Annotated in this window: 11 protein-coding genes; 4 read left to right on the top strand and 7 right to left on the bottom strand. The window is 67.9% G+C overall.

Translation table 11 applies throughout. From position 1 onward, the window contains the following. Positions 1-428 precede the first annotated feature (428 nt). From RIN75_RS40295 to RIN75_RS40285, 3 genes are all read left to right on the top strand, one after another. Positions 429-986 carry an NUDIX hydrolase gene (locus RIN75_RS40295; protein ID WP_309117382.1) on the top strand — a complete coding sequence of 186 codons (558 nt, stop codon included), beginning with the start codon at positions 429-431 and terminating at the stop codon, positions 984-986. 49 nt (positions 987-1035) lie between these two features. Continuing rightward, on the top strand, positions 1036-2400 hold the full coding sequence (locus tag RIN75_RS40290) for a hypothetical protein (RefSeq protein WP_309117381.1): 1365 nt from the start codon (positions 1036-1038) through the stop codon (positions 2398-2400). A gap of 1422 nt (positions 2401-3822) precedes the next feature. After that, positions 3823-4668 (top strand): helix-turn-helix transcriptional regulator, encoded by an 846-nt coding sequence (locus RIN75_RS40285; RefSeq protein ID WP_309117380.1) that lies wholly within the window; start codon positions 3823-3825, stop codon positions 4666-4668. A gap of 439 nt (positions 4669-5107) precedes the next feature. On the opposite strand, the gene RIN75_RS40280 is transcribed toward RIN75_RS40285, so the two are convergent. Both RIN75_RS40280 and ligD read right to left on the bottom strand, forming a co-directional pair. Then, positions 5108-5299, bottom strand: coding sequence for a hypothetical protein (locus RIN75_RS40280; RefSeq protein ID WP_309117379.1), 192 nt, complete (start codon positions 5297-5299; stop codon positions 5108-5110). 165 nt (positions 5300-5464) lie between these two features. Next, on the bottom strand, positions 5465-6427 hold the full coding sequence (gene ligD / locus RIN75_RS40275) for a non-homologous end-joining DNA ligase (RefSeq protein WP_309117378.1): 963 nt from the start codon (positions 6425-6427) through the stop codon (positions 5465-5467). Between the two features lie 205 nt (positions 6428-6632). Between ligD and RIN75_RS40270 the strand changes: the two genes are divergently transcribed. Then, positions 6633-8465: a PA domain-containing protein gene (locus RIN75_RS40270; protein WP_309117377.1), complete on the top strand. Its 1833-nt coding sequence runs from the start codon at positions 6633-6635 to the stop codon at positions 8463-8465. 42 nt (positions 8466-8507) lie between these two features. Here the strand turns inward: RIN75_RS40270 and RIN75_RS40265 are convergent, their stop codons facing one another. Genes RIN75_RS40265 through RIN75_RS40245 form a run of 5 tightly spaced genes read right to left on the bottom strand, consistent with a single transcriptional unit; the run spans position 8508 to position 13696 of the window. Then, positions 8508-9047: a GNAT family N-acetyltransferase gene (locus tag RIN75_RS40265; protein ID WP_309117376.1), complete on the bottom strand. Its 540-nt coding sequence runs from the start codon at positions 9045-9047 to the stop codon at positions 8508-8510. Continuing rightward, positions 9044-10498 carry an ATP-binding cassette domain-containing protein gene (locus tag RIN75_RS40260; RefSeq protein WP_309117375.1) on the bottom strand — a complete coding sequence of 485 codons (1455 nt, stop codon included), beginning with the start codon at positions 10496-10498 and terminating at the stop codon, positions 9044-9046. Before RIN75_RS40260 ends, RIN75_RS40265 begins: the two co-directional genes overlap by 4 nt. Further along, complete coding sequence (locus tag RIN75_RS40255) at positions 10495-11250, bottom strand: ABC transporter permease (protein ID WP_309117374.1); 756 nt, start codon at positions 11248-11250, stop codon at positions 10495-10497. Before RIN75_RS40255 ends, RIN75_RS40260 begins: the two co-directional genes overlap by 4 nt. Next, entirely contained in the window at positions 11247-12185 is a 939-nt protein-coding gene (locus tag RIN75_RS40250; RefSeq protein ID WP_309117373.1) for an ABC transporter permease, read from the bottom strand. The genes RIN75_RS40255 and RIN75_RS40250 overlap by 4 nt, the downstream gene beginning before the upstream one ends. After that, positions 12182-13696, bottom strand: a complete 1515-nt coding sequence (locus tag RIN75_RS40245; RefSeq protein WP_309117372.1) for an ABC transporter substrate-binding protein — start codon at positions 13694-13696, stop codon at positions 12182-12184. Before RIN75_RS40245 ends, RIN75_RS40250 begins: the two co-directional genes overlap by 4 nt. Positions 13697-13706 lie beyond the last annotated feature (10 nt).

The following is a 13706-nucleotide window of genomic DNA, read 5'->3' as shown; positions in this document are numbered from 1 at the left end:
CCGTGCCCAACGTGTCAGCGTCTTGCGTTCCTCGTCGGTCAACACCACAGCGGCCACCGGCCGACCCGTCCGAGCCATCGGACAAATCTACACTTACTCAACGAACTTCAGGCGCAGGACACTAGACCTGGGAAACCCAGCAGAAGCCCGCCCCCACTTGGTCGCAGCGGCGCAGAGCGCGGCTGGCCAACCCCGCCGAGTGGTCTTCAGCTCCGCACAGTTGTCCCGCCTGGCCCTACTCGAAGGCGACATCGAGCAGGCCATCGCCCACGCCACCGCAGCCTCGACCGCAGCTTCAACCGTCAAGTCCAAGCGCTCCCAACAGGTAATCCGCGACCTACGAGCCGAGTTCACTCCCCACGCCAAGAACCGCACCGTTGAGCACTTCCTCCAGCAGACAGCCCCCGAACCCCCGAAGTGAGGCAACCTTGACCAGCGGCACTCCCCCGAAGAGCTGCCTCGACCCCGCCCAGCTTGAGGCAGACATCGCCCTGGAGGGACCGCCCGAAGTTGAATTTAACCCTGGCATTGCCGGGCGCATCGCGGCCAAGCCACTGGCGGCTGGCGCACTGATCCGGAACGAAGTGGGCGAAGTGCTCTTCGTCGAACCTATCTATAAGCCGGTCCTGGAGATTCCGGGCGGAATTGCCGATCCAAATGAGTCGCCTCGTGCCGCCTGTGCCCGCGAAGTAGAAGAGGAGTTGGGTTTCAGGCCGACAGTCGGCCGCCTATTGGTGGTTGATTGGACGCCAAGGCAAGGCGTGTGGAGAGACAGTCAACAGTTCATTTTCGATGGTGGAGTTCTGACCCGCCCCGTTGTGGACAGCTTGGTGCCAAGAGACCATGAGTTGAATAGCTGTCGCTTCATCTCGATGTCGGACGTTCAAGGACGTATCCATCCGTCACTATTCCGTCGAGTAAGTTTGGCTCTAGAGGCGGCGGAGTCGGGCGGCACCTACTATGCTGAGTTCGGCAACCGAATCTAGCTGTCTGTTTTGCGGTGGGCGTGTTAAGTAGTGTGGAAGGCGTGAGATAATGTCGGGCCTGGAGAAGCTCGAAAACCTTTTCGGCGGTGTCATGGGCTTCTTTTGGGCCCTGCAAGACGCGGTTTCGGTTGAAGACGACGCTGCGATACGCGGCTACGTCAAATTGGGCGCCAACGGACTGGTCGACCTCGAAACTTTGATCGAGGACCCGGTCGAGAGTTTTGACCGATTCGGCGAAGACGAGAGGGATGACCCCAAGGCAATGTATGGCGTCACCACGGATGGTGACGTGCTGCTCTTTAATCCACGCCTAAGTCATGAGAGTGTAGTCTTCGGCCTTAAGGCATCGGTGCGGAAGTTTCAGGCATATAGTCTTGCTCGGAACGTAGACTACACGAACTTGAACTCGCTCAAAGTTCGGGAGCTGGAAATCTTTTTCCCAGGTGTGGAGCGATGGGTGGATATCAAAATATCGGATGAAAAGTGGGAGCACCATGACGACGGCCGCCTTAAGGCGTTCACGCTTCAGGTAAGTAGTGCTCCCCGTAAGTCGGTGTCGCTGACTGACGGCCGAGCACTCGGAGTGTCAGCGTACTGGTCAGTCGTGGGACCTGAGTCCAGGAGGACCGTCTACGCGCCCGTGACAGTAGTATGCCGAAGTGAGCGCCCCGTGGAACTTTGGGATCTCCTTTCACCCATTCTTAGAGTGCAAGACCTTATAAGTCTCGCCTACGATGGGTTTGTGGCGGCTGACGGAGGTGTTGTGGATTTTGATTACGCCAAACAACCACCTTCGCGAGCGCAATTCTGGAACCATTTCCTCATGTTCACTCAGCCTAGGGTTGTGACACCGAAATCGTTGACGGATAGGCCACTCTTCCTCCTCGAAAACATTGGCGGCGTGGAGGCTCTCGATCGTTGGGTGCGAATGACGAACGATCATATACGCCTGGTGAAGCCTATAGTTAATCAACTCCGTCTTGGCTTCGCTTCTCCAGAGTTGCGGTTGATGGAACTGGCTGCCGCTATGGAGTACTGGTGTGCAGCGAACAGGCGGAAGCCAGGGTACGAATGGACCGCCGTTGCTAGAGAGCGCACGCCTTCAATTGCAATCGCTCGTCACCTGGGAGAACCGGTCGCAAAGTGGATAGGCGATGGCGACGTCTGGGGAGACTTGTTCTGGCGGCGATACAATCAGTTGAAGCACGAGCCCACGTACATAGTTGACGAAGGGGAGATCGACCTGTTGGCGAAGGTGGGTTTCCGCCTACTGGTCGCCGAGGTGCTTCGGGAGCTATCGGGCAGTGCTGCGGTTGTATCTATGTACCTGAGCAGCGCCAAGATCAGCAACTTGGGTTGGGCTGTGAAGAAGACATTCGCATTGAGCGAGCCGCAAAATCGGACTGAGTCATAAGTCGATAAGAGGAAATCAAATTGCCCTCGGAGTTTCGCCGGAAGGTTAACGACAGTTGGGGCGGATGGGTACTGAAGTCGCGGGGGGTGAGCATTTCGCTATCGTATAGCGGTAAAGGTTTGACGGAGCCATATGAGATCGACCTCCTGGAATGCGGGTCCTCCGCTCAAGTTCTTGACTGGATAGCTCAGATTGCCGCCAAGCCGTGGGCGACGAACGGTGTCCTCGCCGGATTAGTTCGTGCAATCGATGATGTACTACTACTGCAAGAAAACTACTGCTCCTGGGGGAAGGATCAGAGACCTAGCAAAGTTGCGATAAAGGCATTGGTTGCAGAAGCGGTTCGCCGATACCCTGACCGAGTTGGCTAGGAGCTTCTGTGGCGATGCTGGAGGGCCTGCCACCTGCCAGGCGTGCGCCGCGCCAGTAGCGGCATCTGTAGCTGAGATGTGGTGGCGAGTGGCGGTCCTGACAGTGTCGGGTGGGACTGCGCAGCAAGGTTTTGACTGGTCAAGGCGCCGCGCTTGAGATCTGGTGGCACGGCAGAGACGTGCCCGGCACCGTTCACACCGAAGAGGTCACAGGTTCGATCCCTGTATCGCCCACACCGCAAAGATCCCCTCTGACCAGCACGGTTAGAGGGGATCTTGCTATTCGCGGGCAGGGCGAATCAGTGGATACCCGGCGCGCGGTGCCCGAAGGGGTGTTCAGAGGGTCACGAGCCGTCCTCTTCGATCTTGGGTGGAACAGCCCGCCGATGTTCACCGCGGCTTCTTGGTCGAGGTCGGGGATGGCCGCTGGTGAGCTGCGGGAAGGTGTGGATGCGGCGGGTGCTCTTGAAGTCCAGGAGCAGGCCGTCGACGATCGGATCGGCGTCCGCGGTGACCGGTGGCTTCCGTCGAAGGTCGATCCTGGATGGCAGCGATCCGGTGTCGAGGCAGCGCGCAGGGCGGCGAGTGGGCCGTGTTGGGCGAGATCGAGTTGCGCCAGGACGTCGTCGACGAGGCTGGGCGTGGGATGGCGGCCAGTTCGACGGTGGTGAACCGCAGTTGCAATTGCCGTCGACGTCCGCAGGAAACAGCTGTCAGGTGTCCGCCCGTGGCCTATCAGATTCGGCGGCGACACCGGCACGACCTCACCTGGCGGCGGGAAGGCGGCTCCACTCCACTGTGGACGCACGTCCGGAACGCCTGGCGCACGTGGAACGACAACGGACAACCCAGTTGGGAACGCTTCGGCCTCGCCGTCGCCTCCGACACCACGCGCTCGGGCTCGACCACCCCCGACACCCGCTCCCGACCCCGCTCAGCCGCACCGACCGCAACACACCCGAGTGGCCAACACCGATGTCCTCCCGCGCCGAACACAGTTGCGAGCGCACCGCGCACCGTACGTCCTGTGCCTGCACCTAACATCATCGACGTGACTACTCAACGGGCGTCCTCGCCTCTCTGGGTCTACATCGAGGACGAACTCCGCAAGCGCGGGCTGACCACCGGGGACTTCGTGCGCGGCATCGGCGTGAACCGCAGCGCCCTGACCGGCTGGCGCGACGGCAAGTCCATGACGATCGACACCGCGCGGTCGATCGCCGCGCTGTTCGACGTCCCCATCCTCGATGTCCTGGTCGGCACGGGCGTCATCACCCAGCAGGAGGCCCGCCGCCGACCCGCTGTGCAGCCGGATCCGACCGAGATGTCGGATGAGGAGTTGTTCCGCGAACTTGCCGAGCGGCTCCGGTATCGCCTCTGGTTGTCGTCCTTCGTGTCAACCCCACTGCCGTCGAAGGGGCTTGACGACGACGCCACCGGTCGACCCGACGTGGAATCGAACCTGTGTCCGAGTGGAATCGGCGGCTCTCCCCGGCCGCCGCGGACGCTCGGCGACGGCGCGTCCGACGCCGACGGTGGAAGGGGAGCGGTCGTGGACTGGTGGGAGCGGCGCGAGTACGAGGACATGGTCGGCAAGTTCCGTCGTGTGGTTGGGTCGCTGCCGTACTGGACGGTGGACGAGCACGACGGTGAGCCCGTGCTGGTCGATGTCGAGGGTGACGAGGTGCTGTTGCGGTTGAACAGCCAGTGGAATCCGAACCTGGTGGCGTTCTTCGCGGTGTTCGACCGGTACCGGCTGCTCGAACTCGTAGCGTTGCTGGAGGTGGTGCCGGAGGGGCGGGCGCAGCGGGCCGCCGGCGACCTGCTCCGCGCCTTGACCAAGGACCTCCCGGAGGCCCGCCCGCCGGGCGTTGTCGGTGAGCCGGCAGGGAAGTGATGCTGCATGCCAAGGCGACGATCCGGTTCTTGAGGCTGATGGCGGTTGCCCAGCGCCGCAACGGAAACAGTCACCTCGCCATAACGCGCGGACCCGAAGGATTCTCGGGCGGTGGCGGAACCCGCCGAACTCGACGTTGGGGGCCGCTTCGACTTCGACGACCCGTGGGTGGACCGGTAGCTGGCCGGCGGACGGCTGGCCGGAGCACGCCGAGTGAGGTGTCGGTGATAGATGTCAGGTGCCCGGTCGGAGGTGGGGCTCCAAGGGGTCCGCGATCGTGGACGCGGTGACCCGGCCATCGGCTTCGCGTGCGGTCGGCGGGAGGTCGGCAGTCGCGCCAGATACGTGATCATTTAAGGGGTCGTGGTTGTGCTGAACTTCGGGCTGCAAGCCTGCAGCGAAGCTCGGCGCCCTCGACCTGTGTTGTCGAGGGCTGGGCTCATGTCTTTGGTGACATAGTCGTGGTAGCGGGCTGCTCGGGGTCGCTCTTGGCGTAGGTCGCGTAGTAGTCCTTGATCAGGCGGACGTTGGGGTGTTCGGCGTCTGCGTGCGCGGTCGGCGTGGTCAGGGTGACGCCGACCGCGGCCAGGCCCAGGCCCTTGAGCAGGTCGGCTCGCGTCATCTCGGTCATGCCGTCGAACGTAGGTGTGGTTCCGGTTCGCTGACCAATGCCTGTGGCCATGCGGTTTCCGCATACCGGGCCGGGCGGACGTCGATACCCACGTGCTGCGGTACTTCGTCGCGGTTGCCGATCGCCGCAGCGTGGTCCTCCCGGGGCAGGAGCCGCCGTCGGAGGTCAGGTGGTGAGGTCCGAGGGGGACTTGTCGGGGCGTAGGCCGCGCCAGCTGGGGTGGCGGAGGCGACCCTCGGGGGTCCAGGTTCGGAATTGGACTTCTCCTACCAGGGTCGGGTGGACCCAGTGGGCGGCTCGGGCGTGGTCGGTGGGGACTTCCGTGGTGAACGGGGAGGTGGGGCGGGAGAGGGGGGCTAGGCGGGATTGGAGGTCTTCCAGCATGGGAGCGGTGAAGCCGGTGCCTACTTTGCCTGCGTAGTGGAGGCCGGTCGAGGTGGGGACGCCCAGCAGCAGGGCGCCGATGGTGCCGGAGCGGCGGCCTTCGCCCGGGCGCCAGCCGCCGATGACCACCTCTTGAGTTCGGATCAGGGGGACCTTGATCCACGACGGGGAACGTCGGCCGGGGTCGTAGCGGGAGGTTTTGCGTTTGGCGACCACGCCCTCCAGGCCGTGGGTGGCGGCGATTGACTGGACGGTGGTGCCGGGGAGGTCGGTGAAGCACGGGGGGACCTGGATGGACGGGTGGGTCAGGTGGAGGTCGTCCAGGAGGCGGCGGCGGGTGGTGTAGGGCTCGGTCAGGAGGGGGCGGCCGTCCAGGTGCAGGACGTCGAAGATGTAGTAGGCGACCGGGATTCGGCGTAGTAGGTCGTCGGTGGGGCGGCGGGTGTGGATCCTTGACTGGAGGCGGCTGAAGTTGGGGCGGCGAGAGGGGTCCAGGGCGACGATTTCGCCGTCCAGGACGGCGGGGCGGTGATTCAGAAGTTCAGTCAGGGCGTGTAGTTCGGGGTACGTACGGGACGCGTCGAGGTCGTTGCGGGTCAGGACGCGTAGGCGGTCGTCTCGGACGTACGTGGTGGCGCGGACGCCGTCCCACTTGAACTCGAACGCCCACTCGGGGCCCTCGGGCAGGTCGCCCAGGACTGCGAGCATGGGGCGGATCAGGTCCGGGAAGTGTTGTTGTGCCACGTGAACCGTCCCCTGTAGACGGCGCCCTCGGACCGCGAGTGTCACCCCGCACAAGACCCGGCGCAGGGTGGATAGGTCGGATAACGACACAGTTCACCCGGTGCGTCCCCCGATCGGGACGTACCGTGCCACCTGCGAGGGGGAATCCCTGCCTCGGAGGCGTGGCATGCGTGGACTATTTCGAAGAATCGGCGTATTGGGCGCGGTGACCGCCGTGGTCGGCGCGACGGTGACCGGTCTGGCCGGGGCCCACCCGGAGCACGGCGGCCGGGAGGACTTCCCGGGCGAAGGGGTCGCGGACGGCCTCTACAAGCAGCACGACGGCGACGAGGGCCACCTGCCCCCGGTCAACCGGAACGTGACCGTGGTCGGCAAGGCCGAGGTCTCCCACCCCGGCGGCACCACGGGCCGCGTCGCGGACGTCACGGCGTTCCGCGACTACGCCTACCTCAACGCCTTCCGCGAACCGGACTGCCTGAACACCGGCGTCCACGTGGTCGACCTGCACGACCCGGCCAACCCGTTCGAGGTGACCGAGGCGTTCATCCCGACCACGGACGGCTCCTACGCCGGCGAGGGCATCCAGGTCCTGCACGTCGTCAACCAGTACTTCCAGGGCGACCTGCTCGCCCACCAGAACGAGACCTGCCCGGGCGCCACCCCCGCGGTCTCCGGCGGCATCTCGCTCTGGGACGTCACCGACCCGACCGACCCCGAGCCGGTCGTCCTGCACACCGGCGACTTCACCAACCCGTCCGGCGGCCTGGACGCCAACCCGAACCAGACGCACAGCATGCGGATGTGGACCAGCGTCGTGGACCACCGGACCTACGTGGTCCTGGTCGACGACGAGGAGTTCACCGACGTCGACATCATGGACATCACCGACCCCTACCACCCGGTGATGGTCAACGACTCGCTGGACCTGGTGGAGCTGTTCGGCGTCGACCAGCCCACGCCGCGCAACCTGACCTCGGTGTTCAGCCACGACATGATGGTCGACAAGATCGGCCCCCGGTACGTCATGAACATGAACTACTGGGACGGCGGGTACGTGCTGCTGGACGTCACCGACCCCCGCAACGTCACGCTGATCGCCGAGACCGACTACGCCGCCCTGGACGAGGAACGGGCCGCCCGCGGCCACCAGATCTCGCCGGAGGGCAACGCCCACCAGTCCGAGCTGTCGCCGAACAACAAGTTCCTGATCGGCACCGACGAGGACTTCAACCCCTACCGCGTGGTCGCCACGATCGACAGCGGCCCGTACGCGGGCCAGGAGTACACCGCCGTGTCCGCGGGCGACACCCCGCCGGTGGACGAGAACACCACCATCAGCGGCCCGGTGACGTTCGTCGGCCAGGCGTGCGGCCCGTCGCCCGCCGGCTCCGGAACCGCGCTGGTCGAACGCGGCGTGTGCACCTTCCAGACCAAGCTGAACAACATCACCGCCGCGGGCTACTCGGCGGGCATCGTCTTCCAGAACCACCGGGCGGACTGCCTCGGCCTGGTCACCATGCTCGCCACCGGCACCATCCCGTACGTGTTCGTCGACCGGTACGCCGGTCTGCGGCTGCTCGGCGTGCCCGGCGTGACCGAGGCGAACGCGTGCGACACGCTCACCCCCGCGACCGGCGGTGAATCCACCACGATCCGGGCGGCCTTCGACGGCTGGGGCTACGTCCGCCTGTTCGCCGCCAACGTGCCCCTGACCGGCACGGGCTCCCTGACCCAGATCGACACCTACGCGGTGCCCGAGTCGCAGGACGTGGCGTACGCGCGCGGGTTCGGCGACCTGTCGGTGCACGAGGTGGCGATGGACCCGGACAACAGCTCGATCGCCTACCTGTCGTACTACGCGGCCGGCTTCCGGGTCGTGAAGTACGGCAAGACCGGCATCCAGGAGGTCGGTGCGTTCATCGACGAGGGCGGCAACAACTTCTGGGGCGTCGAGGTCTGGCGCGACGAAGCGGGCAGGAAGTACGTCCTGGGCAGTGACCGGGACTACGGGCTCTACGTGTTCCAGTACAACCCCTGACCGGTCAGCGGGGGCGGGCGCAAGACCCGCCCCCGCGACCCGTCAGAGCGGGATCTCGAAGTGCACGGTCTGGAACGAGATCGGGTCGCCGTCCCGCCCGTCGTGCACCTCCGCCGCCACCGACCGCCAGAACGGCTCGGCGCCCGGCACCCGCGTGTCGGTGTGCAGGTAGAGCTTCTCGTAGCCGGGCGTGCTCGCCACGAACGACACCGCCATGCCCACCAGGGCGCGGGCGAGCCCGGCCCGGCGGTGGTCGGGGCGCACGTACACCCGGAACAGTTGGGCCGTCGTCCCCGAGGGGTAGCGGTCGGCCAGCCACGTCGGGTGCGGCGGGCTCTTGGGGCCCTGGGCCCGCACGCCGGTCGTGCCCACGACCTCGTCGCCTTTGAGCGCGACGAACAGCGCGTGGCGCGCCGGCCGCAGGTAGGAGCCCTCCAGGTCGACCACGTCGGCGTGCCACTCGGGCCGGTAGCCGTAGCCGAACTCGTGGTAGAAGGTGTCCAGCATGACGCTGCGCGCCCCGGGCAGGTCCGCCTCCCGGGCCGGGCGCACCTCGTAGGGCCCCACTTCTCGGTGGTTCATGTTCTCTTCTCCTGTTCCATGGCGCGGCCCAGCAGGCCGATGGTCACCGGGTGGGTGGGGGAGCCGAGGACGGCGCTCGCCGGGCCGTGTTCGACGAGGTCGCCGCGGTGCAGCACGGCGACCCGGTCGGCCAGCCGGGCCACCACGGCCAGGTCGTGGCTGACCAGGACGACCGCGCAGGGCAGGTCCGCCAGCAGGTCGAGCAGGCTCGCCTGGGTCAGGGTGTCCAGCCCGGAGGTGATCTCGTCGCACACCAGCACGTCCGGCCGGGCCAGCAGGGCGCGCACCAGCGCGGCGCGCTGGAGCTCGCCGCCGGACAGGCCGGGCGGTCGCCGCCGCACGGTGGCTTCGTCGAGGCCGACGGCGGCGAGCCCGGCCAGCGCTTCTTCTTCGCCGCCGTCGCTCAGCCGCACAGCGGTCCGGGCGACCTGGGCCAGCACGGTGCGGTTCGGGTCGAACGACGACCTGGGGTCCTGGAAGACGTACTGGACGGCGGCCAACTGGGTCCGGGACCGCCGCCGCAGCGACCGCGGCAGGACCTCGCCGGCCAGCCGGATCGACCCGTCGTAGCGGGCGTGCAGGCCGGACAGGCACCGGGCGAGCGTGGTCTTCCCGCTGCCCGACCGCCCGACGACCGCCAGGCACTCGCCGGCGCCCAGCGACAGGTCGACGTCCCGCAGCACCACGGTCTTGCGGTGCCGCGCGGTCAGCCCGTTGACCTGCACCAACGGCGGCTTCTCGGCCCCGTCGAACGGCACGGTCACGCGGGGCTGGGCGGCCACCAGGGCACGCGTGTAGGGCGAGCGCGGCGCGTCCAGCAGAGCCACCGGCCCGGCCTCGGCCACCCGGCCGTCCCGCAGCACCACGACCTCGTCGGCCAGCGCCCGCACCACGTCCAGGTCGTGGGTCAACAGCACCACCGCGACCCCCTGGGCCGCCACGGACGCCAGTTCGTCCACGATCTCGGCCCGCGTGATCGGGTCCTGCCCGGTGGTCGGCTCGTCGGCCACGACCACCGCCGGGTCGCCGACCAGCGCCTGCGCCAGCACCACCCGCTGCTGCTGCCCGCCGGACAGCTCGTGCGGGAAGCGCCGCAGCAACTCGGCGGGCACCCGCGCCCGGCGCAACGCCGTCGCGATCAACGACTCCGGGTCACCGTCCAGCACGGCCGCGATCTCCCGGAACACCCCGCCGATCCGCCGCACCGGGTTCAACGCCCCGGCCGGCTGCTGCGGCACGAACCCGACCCGCCCCGAGACCGACACCCGCCCGGTGACGGTGACGCCCGGCGCGTGCTCGCCCAGCAACGCCAGCCCCGTCGTGGTCTTGCCGCTGCCCGACGCGCCGACGAGCGCCAGCACCCGTCCGGCGGCCAGCGCGAAGCTGACCCCGTCGACCAGCACCCGCTCGCCCGCGACCGCCCGCAGGTCCTCCACGTGCACGACCGTCACACGGCCTCCTTGCGCAAGGCCCGGTCGAACGTCAGGTTCAACCCCACCGACAACGCCACGATGAGCAACGCGGGCACCACGACAGCCCACGGCTGCAGGAACAACCCGACCCGGTTGCGGTCGACCATGACCGCCCAGTCGGCGGCGTCCGGCGGCACGCCCACGCCCAGGAAACTGGCCGACGCCACCAGGTACAGCGCCCCGGTGAGCCGGACCCCCGCGTCGGCGGCCAGCGTCCGCAGCATGGACCGCCCGGTGTAGACCACAGAGGTCCTCCACCACGACTCGCCCTGCAACCGCATCGCCTCCAACGCGGGCCGCGCCGCGATCTCCAGCGCCGCACCGCGCGAAATCCGTGCCACGTCGGGGAAGTTGACCAGCGTCACGACCCCGATCAGCACCGGCAGCCCCGGCCCGGCGATCGCCGCCGCCAGGATCAGCACCAGCAGCGACGGCACGGCGAGCAGCAGGTCCAGCGGGCGCATCAAGATGTCGTCGACCACCCGGGACATCGCCGCCACCACACCCCACGGCACCCCGACCGCGTACGAGAACACCGTGGCCAGCAAGGCGACCAGCACAACGGTCTGCCCGCCGAGCAGCACCTGCTGCCACACGTCCCGACCGACGAAGTCCGTGCCCAGCGCGGAGTTCGGCATGAACGGCGCCCCACGGGGAACGTCGTCCGACACGAACAACGGCCCCACCAGCGCCAGGACCACCGGCACCGCCACCAACAGCACCCGGATCACGCGACCACCGCCGACCGGGGCGCGAGCCGGAACCCGACCAGGTCCGCCACCAGGTTGACCAGCACGGTCGTCACCGCGAACACGACCGCCAGCCCCTGCACCACCGGCAGGTCCCGCCCGGCGACCGCGTCCACCAGGATCGTGCCCAGCCCCGGGATCACGAACACCGCCTCGACCACGATCACCCCGCCCAGCAACCAGTCCGTGGTGCGCGCGAGCTGCTGCACGGCCGGCGCGACCGCGTTGGGCAGGGCGTGCGCGAACCGGACGCGCTGCTCGCCGATGCCCAGCCGCCGCGCGTGCCGGACGTGGTCGGAGGCCAGGGCGTCGATCATCCCGGCCCGCACCAGCCGGCTCACCGAGCACACCGGCCGGGCCAGCAACACCACCAGCGGCAACACCAGAACTTGGGGCTGTGCCAGCAGATCCGCACCCACGGCGGTCGGCGGCAGCCACCCCAGCTGCACCCCGAACACCGCGATCAGCACCACCGCCAGCGCGAACTCCGGGATGGAGTGCAGCCCGACCGTCACCGTGGTCAGCACCCGGTCCACCACACCGCCCTCGCGCAGCGCGGCCACCACACCGAGCAGCACAGACAGCGGGACCAGCAGGACCAACGACACCACGGCCAGGATCAGCGTCGGCCCCAGCCCGTCGGCCAGGAACTCCACCACCGGCCGCCCGGACACCAGCGACACCCCGAGGTCACCGCGCGCCAACCCGGACAGCCACGCGCCGAACCGGTCCAGCGCGGGCTGGTCGAGCCCCATCGCCGCACGGATCTCCTCGATCCGGCGCGGGTCCGGGTTGTCGCCGGCCAGCGCCACCGCCGCGTCCCCGGGCAACGCCTGCACCAGCAGGAACACGGCGGTGACGACGGCCAGCACCTGCACCAGGCCGATGGCCAGCCGCCGCAGGGCGTACCGGGTCACCCCAGCCACACCTTGTCGAACCGGGCCCAGTCGAGGGTGTTCGCGGGCGCGGTGGAGATGCCGCCGACGTTCGGCGCGGCGCCCACGATCCAGTCCGCGAAGCCCCACATCAGGTAGCCGCCCTCGGCGTGCAGGGACCGCTGCATCTCCCGGTACAGCGACGTCCGCTCGCCGACGTCCACAGTGGACACCGCCTTGCGGTACAACTCGTCGAACTCCGGCCGCGCCCACTTGGTGACGTTCGTGCCGGAGTCGCTGAGCAGCCGCTGCGCGATGTGGGTCTCGATGGGCATCGCGCCGGACCGGAAGCTCGACAGCGAGCCGTTCTTCAGCGTGTCCGACCAGTAGCTGTCCTTGTTGCCGGTCACCACCTCGATGGTCAGACCCGACCCCTTGGCCTGGTCGGCGAACACGGTGGCCGCCTCGACCATGCCCGCGGCGGCGGTGGACGTGTCCAGCCTGACCGTCAGACCCTCCGCCCCCGCCTTGCGGATCAGGAACTTCGCCTTGTCCAGGTCACGGGTGCGCTGCGGGATGTCGTCGGCGTAGTACTGGTAGCCCTTGCCGAACAGGTCGTTGGCCACCTGCCCGCTGCCCGCCAGCACCGACTCCACCAGCTGCTGCCGGTCGGCCAGCAGGAACATCGCCTCGCGCAGGTCCCGGTTGTCGAACGGCGGCCGGTCCAGCTTCATCGCGAACGCCTGCACGGCGCTGTTGGGGGAGCGGTGGATCGCGATCCGGCCGTCGGTGTGGCTGCGGGCGGTGGTGGGGGTGAGGTCGTGCGCGTACTGGACCTGGCCGCCGAGCAGGGCGTTGGCCCGCGCCGACTCCTCGTTGGCGATGACGAACTCCAGTTCGTCCAGGTGCGGCGCGCCCTCCCAGTAGTCCGGGTTCTTCTTCAGCACCACGGACTTCCCGGGCTCGAACGACACGAAGCTGAACGGCCCGGAGCCGACCGGCTCGCTGAAGTCCTCCGCGCCGGCGGGCACGATGTACGCGCCGAACGCGGCGAGGGCGTTGGGGAACTCGATGAACGGCCGCTTCAGCGCGAACTCCACGGTCCGGGCGTCCACCGCGCGGCTGTTCGCCAGGTCGACCAGCGACAGGCTGGACTTGGCGCGGAACGCCCGGTTCGGGTCGAGGATGCGGGCGTAGCTGGCCAGCACGTCCTCCGCGCGCACCGGCTGCCCGTTGTGGAACTTGGTGTCCCGCAAAGTGATCCGCCACTTGGTCAGCGTGGCGTCCGGCTCCCACTTCTCGGCCAGTCTGGGCTGCGCCGAGACGTCCGCGCCGAGGTCGGCGAGCTTGTCGAACATCGCCTTGGCCCGCGCGGCCTCGACGAACAGGTTGGCCAGGTGCGGGTCGAGCACCTCCTTGGCGCCACCGCCCGCGAACGCCGCCCGCAGCCGTCCGCCGGCTTTCGGGGCGGAGGCTTGCGGTGCGGCCGGGGTGGCGCAGCCGGACAGGGCGGCCAGCGAGAGCAGGCCGAGGAAGTGGCGGCGGGTGGGCATGGCGGTTCCT

It is taken from the genome of Saccharothrix sp. (assembly GCF_031180885.1).
GTDB lineage: Bacteria > Actinomycetota > Actinomycetes > Mycobacteriales > Pseudonocardiaceae > Actinosynnema.
The sequence above is the reverse complement of the archived record's forward strand: the minus strand, read 5'-3'. Positions and strand labels throughout refer to the sequence as shown.

Coding starts and splice junctions, on each gene's coding strand:
- RIN75_RS40290 (WP_309117381.1), top strand. CDS start 1,036: ATGTCGGGCCTGGAGAAGCTCGAAAACCTTTTCGGCGGTGTCATGGGC.
- RIN75_RS40245 (WP_309117372.1), bottom strand. CDS start 13,696: ATGCCCACCCGCCGCCACTTCCTCGGCCTGCTCTCGCTGGCCGCCCTG.
- RIN75_RS40280 (WP_309117379.1), bottom strand. CDS start 5,299: ATGACCGAGATGACGCGAGCCGACCTGCTCAAGGGCCTGGGCCTGGCC.
- RIN75_RS40265 (WP_309117376.1), bottom strand. CDS start 9,047: ATGAACCACCGAGAAGTGGGGCCCTACGAGGTGCGCCCGGCCCGGGAG.